This is a genomic window from Cytophagales bacterium (assembly GCA_019456305.1).
GTDB lineage: Bacteria > Bacteroidota > Bacteroidia > Cytophagales > VRUD01 > VRUD01.
Window position 1 is genome coordinate 1 of sequence record VRUD01000145.1, and the last position, 3243, is coordinate 3243.

A 3243-nucleotide genomic window follows, 5' to 3' on the forward strand; every position below is an offset into this window, starting at 1 on the left:
CTACATTATCCTTATTATTATAGTAATTTTTTTAGCCTACGCCAATGGCGCTAACGATAATTTTAAAGGAGTGGCCACACTTTTTGGCAGCGGAACTACAAATTATAAAGGAGCCATAGGTTGGGCAACAATTACCACGGCATTAGGTTCGGTCGCCTCGCTATTTTTAGCGCAAACATTGGTCAAAAACTTTTCAGGTAAGGGGCTTTTGCCCGATGCTGTCATTGGTACACCGGAATTTGCCATTGCCATTGCCCTTGGTGCAGCGCTCACAATAATGCTTGCATCAATAATCGGGATGCCCATATCTACAACCCATAGTCTTGTAGGTGCATTAGTGGGAAGCGGATTGATAGCAGTTGGCAATGAATTTAATTTTATAAAATTGGGTGGCGTATTCTTTCTTCCATTAATATTGAGCCCTTTTATGGCTGCCGGTTTAAGCTTTTTAGCTTATTGGTTGTTCAGTAAAGCAAGATTAAAAACGAAGGTCACAAAAGAAACATGTATTTGTGTTGAAGAAAAACCAAGTGAATTAATACCACAACAAGCAGGAAATACTGCCGGATTGGCTTTACGGACCAGTACACAAGTAGGCATCACATTAGGCACCAACACGCAATGTAATGACCAACATTACGATAAAATTTTGGGGGTCAATCTGGAAAAATTATTAAACTTTGCACATTACCTGAGCGCAGGAATAGTGAGCTTTTCAAGAGGTTTAAATGATACTCCTAAAATAGTAGGATTATTGCTCGTTCTTAATATTATGAATATACAAATAGGAATGACAGCAGTAGCTATTGCCATTGCTGTAGGTGGTTTGCTGAATGCAAAAAAAGTCGCAAAAACCATGAGTAACAAAATAACCAAAATGAATCCCGGGCAAGGATTTACTGCTAATCTGATCACCGGTTTGTTAGTGACCACAGCAAGTATCCACGGCATGCCGGTCTCTACCACCCATGTCTCCGTTGGTTCATTATTCGGAATTGGTTCTGTAACCAGAAATACCAACTTAAAGGTAATTTCGCAAATTTTATTCTCATGGCTGCTGACTTTACCTATAGCAGCTCTTTTAAGTGGTATCGTTTACTGGATAAATATTCACTTGATCTAAAAATTAAATGACGATACACTTTCTCATACAAAATAGTATTACTTTGCATGGTTGCATGGATGCATGGATGCGTAGTTACGTGGTTGTATGCAATCATGCAATCATGCAATCATGCAGTCAATATGACAATGTTTATCAATGCGGATAGTCATTAAATATTATTATCATGGAAACATATTTAGAAACCGCAAAAAGCCTTTATAAAGAAGCGGCAGAAAAACCGCAGGAAGGCTTATGCTGTACTACCACGCCTGTTTGGCAATTACCTGGCCTGAATATTCCTAAAAGGATGCTGGAAATGAACTATGGCTGTGGAACCACAGTACACCCGCGAGACCTGGTAAACAACCCTGTAATACTCTATGTAGGTGTAGGAGGGGGAATGGAGCTATTACAATTTGCTTACTTCAGCAGAAATCCAAATGCAGTGATCGGCATAGATGCAGTAGATGAAATGCTGTCCTCCTGCGAAGCAAATCTAAAAGAAGCTGAAAAACTAAATACCTGGTTTAGCAGTGATTATATTGATCTAAGGAATGGAGACGCCATGGATTTACCCCTTGAAGCAGAAAGCGTGAATGTTGCAGCTCAAAATTGCCTGTTTAATATATTCAGAACCCAGGATTTAAAACAAGCATTAAATGAAATATACCGTGTTTTAAAACCGTATGGACACCTCGTTTTATCAGATCCCGTTTGTGAAGATCCGATACCTAACCATCTGCGTAAAGACGAACAACTTAGAGCTGAGTGCCTCACCGGGGCTATTCCTTTAAACGACTACTTAAAAATAATAACAGAGGTTGGCTTTGGAACAATAGAGGTGCGGGCTAAAAGGCCATACAGGATTTTAGACCCTGCGCACTATCAGGTAGCTAACAATATCTATATTGAAAGTGTAGAAATTTGTGCCATCAAGGATCCCATGCCTGAAGATGGCCCCTGTATCTTTACCGGTAAGACTGCTATTTATTATGGTGATGAGCAGTACTTTGACGATGGAAACGGGCATGCATTATTTTATAATCAACCTTTAGCAGTTTGTGATAAAACTGCCGGCGCTTTAAAGCGTTTGGGAAGAGATGACATTTTCATCACCAATTCTACTTTCTTTTATGACGGGGGTGGGTGTTGTTGAGGTTGTAGTATTTATAGGTTTTATAAGACAAGTTTTTTGATATTTATTTTTCTTTCATTATTACCTATTCGCTTTTTATCACCGCGCTTTCAATTTCTGATAACACATTGCTGATTTCCGGTTCTTTGCTTTCTACTATCACAACAATTTTTGTAATTTCTGTTTGCTGTCTAATTGCATTTCGTAAATACCCGACCAGAGTATAAAATCCTTGCTGTCTCCGAGTTTTCCCGCTTCAAATTGTTTGAAAAATTCAGCACTTTCCATATTGTACTGTTTCTCGTATTTATCCAAATCTTCCTGCATGCGAACAATTTCTCGTTTTAGTTTTTTTGTATGGTACTCAATGAAATTATCAAACAGCAATTCTTTACTGCCAAAAAACTGCACCAAATTATTTAGCCTGCTGGCAACATGGCTTTGTAATTCTATGTTTACTTGTGTCATTATCTTTTATGTTTTTATTCTATAAATACAATGTTTCAGTTGTGCAAAGCCCCGCACATAAATTCATATAAACCATAAAATACTTTTATGTCTTGATAAAATTTATGTGCGGGACAAAGTTACGAAGATGAATTATTAATCCGGCAAATTATAGAAAAAAATCCGTAGTCTCCCAATAGACGAATCTATATGATGTAAAGCATTGATACGCAATTAGTTACAAATATAAAGTTGCAAGTTGGGTTAATGTTTAATGACGATTAACTTATCAGTTAAAATTATCCTGTTATTTACAATCACCTGATAAAAGTACATTCCATTTTTTAGCGCTTTATTTGCAATATTACGTTCTTTCATACCACCTTCTAATTGATAGGTTTTTAATTTTCTGCCCGTTACATCAAAAATAATAAATTCTGCATGTTGCTTATCTGGAATAGAATATCTTATAAGAAATTTACCATCATTTGGATTGGGATATAATTTTAAATTGAAATTGATAAATGATGATTGTATTATACCTGTGGTTACAGTT

Annotated in this window: 4 protein-coding genes; 2 read left to right on the plus strand and 2 right to left on the minus strand. The window is 36.8% G+C overall.

The genetic code is table 11. The features are described from left to right. Window positions 1-4: 4 nt before the first annotated feature. Both FVQ77_17345 and FVQ77_17350 read left to right on the plus strand, forming a co-directional pair. Window positions 5-1123, plus strand: a complete 1119-nt coding sequence (locus FVQ77_17345) for an inorganic phosphate transporter (protein ID MBW8052069.1) — start codon at window positions 5-7, stop codon at window positions 1121-1123. 166 nt (window positions 1124-1289) lie between these two features. Next, on the plus strand, window positions 1290-2261 hold the full coding sequence (locus FVQ77_17350) for a methyltransferase domain-containing protein (protein ID MBW8052070.1): 972 nt from the start codon (window positions 1290-1292) through the stop codon (window positions 2259-2261). A gap of 138 nt (window positions 2262-2399) precedes the next feature. On the opposite strand, the gene FVQ77_17355 is transcribed toward FVQ77_17350, so the two are convergent. Both FVQ77_17355 and FVQ77_17360 read right to left on the minus strand, forming a co-directional pair. Then, window positions 2400-2708 carry a hypothetical protein gene (locus tag FVQ77_17355; GenBank protein ID MBW8052071.1) on the minus strand — a complete coding sequence of 103 codons (309 nt, stop codon included), beginning with the start codon at window positions 2706-2708 and terminating at the stop codon, window positions 2400-2402. Window positions 2709-2951: 243 nt separating this feature from the next. Then, the coding region (locus FVQ77_17360; protein ID MBW8052072.1) for a T9SS type A sorting domain-containing protein at window positions 2952-3243 on the minus strand (292 nt) is incomplete at its 5' end.

Excerpts from the sequence above, each read along its gene's own strand:
- FVQ77_17350 (MBW8052070.1), top strand. The coding sequence starts at position 1,290 with ATGGAAACATATTTAGAAACCGCAAAAAGCCTTTATAAAGAAGCGGCA.
- FVQ77_17355 (MBW8052071.1), bottom strand. The coding sequence starts at position 2,708 with ATGACACAAGTAAACATAGAATTACAAAGCCATGTTGCCAGCAGGCTA.